At 52.7% G+C, this 1,868-nt stretch carries 2 protein-coding genes and 1 pseudogene; all 3 read right to left on the reverse strand.

Annotated features, from left to right (window positions below):
- Positions 1-74 precede the first annotated feature (74 nt).
- Positions 75-440 (reverse strand): 50S ribosomal protein L7/L12, encoded by a 366-nt coding sequence (rplL, locus tag ACIQVE_RS29620; protein WP_402815504.1) that lies wholly within the window; start codon positions 438-440, stop codon positions 75-77.
- Positions 441-514: 74 nt separating this feature from the next.
- Positions 515-931 (reverse strand): annotated as a pseudogene (gene rplJ / locus ACIQVE_RS29625) (50S ribosomal protein L10); the annotation flags it as partial.
- Positions 932-1,213: 282 nt separating this feature from the next.
- On the reverse strand, positions 1,214-1,867 hold the full coding sequence (gene rplA, locus ACIQVE_RS29630) for a 50S ribosomal protein L1 (protein WP_402815506.1): 654 nt from the start codon (positions 1,865-1,867) through the stop codon (positions 1,214-1,216).
- Position 1,868 lies beyond the last annotated feature (1 nt).

Consider the following 1,868-nt stretch of genomic DNA (forward strand, 5'->3'; position numbering starts at 1 on the left):
AAAAGGCCTTTGGCAAGAGCCACCAGCCATCAGCCTTTCGCTTGACGCTCGGGCTGGAGGAGCAAAGTCGATGCTTACTTCAGCTCGACTTTAGCGCCTGCTTCTTCCAGCTTCTTCTTGGCGTCTTCAGCAGCATCTTTCGAAACGCCTTCCAGAACAACCTGAGGAGCACCGTCTACTTTCTCTTTGGCTTCTTTCAGGCCCAGACCGGTCAGTTCGCGAACTGCTTTAATGGCGTTTACTTTCTTCTCGCCAGCTTCCAGCAGAACAACGTTGAACTCGGTTTGTTCTTCAACAACAGCGGCAGCAGCAGCTGGACCAGCCGAAGCAGCAGCAGCGGTAACACCGAAGGTTTCTTCCATCGCTTTGATCAGCTCAACGATTTCCACTACGGATTTCTGGCCGATTGCTTCGATGATTTGTTCGTTAGTCAGAGACATGACTCAATTCCTGAATTGGGGGACGGCCTACGCGACCATCGAAATAAACAAAAAACGCGAGAAGTTGACGAGCCTTAGGCCGCAGCAGCTTCTTTCTGGTCGCGAATTGCCGCCAGAGTACGAGCCAATTTGCTGGTTGCGCCTTGAATCACGCTCATCAGCTGAGAAATTGCTTCGTCACGGGTCGGCAGAGTTGCCAGTACGTCGATCTGATTAGCTGCGAGGAACTTGCCCTCGAACGCAGCTGCCTTGATCTCGAACTTGTCCTGACCCTTCGAAAACTCTTTGAAAATACGAGCAGCAGCGCCCGGATGTTCGTTCGAGAATGCAATCAGGGTCGGGCCGGTGAACACGTCGTTGAGGACACTGTATTGAGTGTCTGCAACAGCGCGCTTGAGCAGGGTGTTACGTACAACACGTACGTAAACGCCAGCTTCACGAGCCTCTTTACGGAGTCCGGTCATTGCGCCTACTGTTACGCCACGTGAATCATAATTTAAAGGGTACAGATCTAGTTTGTCATCCTGTTTGTATTCAGCTTCTATTTTGTTGTTTTATTCGAGATTAATTGCCACGGGTTTAACTCCTGCTTGTTACCGTTTCATTCGATCGAAACCGAATGTCGTTTTGGTGTCTGATTCGGTAAGGAACCGGGAGCACCATCTGCGTAGGCTTATGGTTTAAGACTTGCGTCGCCTACGGTCTTGGATAGCCCCCGCCAGGCAGGGACCCCAATCTTTCAATTGGCGCGAATAATCGCGCCAATTTTTGTCTTATGCGTCCAGCGAGCTCTGATCGATGATCAGACCTGGGCCCATAGTGGTGCTCAGGGTAACGCGCTTGACGTAGATACCTTTCGAGGAAGCAGGCTTGATACGCTTGAGATCAGCGATCAGGGCTTCAACGTTTTCCTTCAGCTTGACGGCGTCGAAGCCCATCTTGCCAACGGAAGTATGAATGATGCCGTTTTTGTCGGTGCGATAACGAACCTGACCAGCTTTAGCGTTCTTAACCGCGGTAGCTACGTCTGGAGTTACAGTGCCAACCTTAGGGTTAGGCATCAGACCACGTGGACCGAGGATCTGGCCCAGTTGACCTACAACGCGCATGGCATCCGGGGATGCAATTACTACGTCATAGTTCAGGTCGCCGCCTTTCATTTCGGCAGCCAGGTCGTCCATACCTACACGGTCAGCTCCGGCAGCCAGAGCGGCCTCAGCAGCTGGACCCTGGGTGAACACAGCAACGCGAACGGTCTTGCCAGTGCCGTGTGGCAGCACAGTAGCGCTACGAACGACCTGGTCGGATTTACGCGGGTCTACACCCAGGTTTACAGCAACGTCGAACGACTCGCTGAACTTGACAGTCGACAGCTCAGCCAGCAGAGCAGCGGCGTCTACAATGTTGTAGGCCTTGCCCGCTTCGATT

It is taken from the genome of Pseudomonas sp. NPDC098747, from assembly GCF_044760045.1.
Classification (GTDB): domain Bacteria; phylum Pseudomonadota; class Gammaproteobacteria; order Pseudomonadales; family Pseudomonadaceae; genus Aquipseudomonas.

Excerpts from the sequence above, each read along its gene's own strand:
- rplL (WP_402815504.1), bottom strand. The coding sequence starts at position 440 with ATGTCTCTGACTAACGAACAAATCATCGAAGCAATCGGCCAGAAATCC.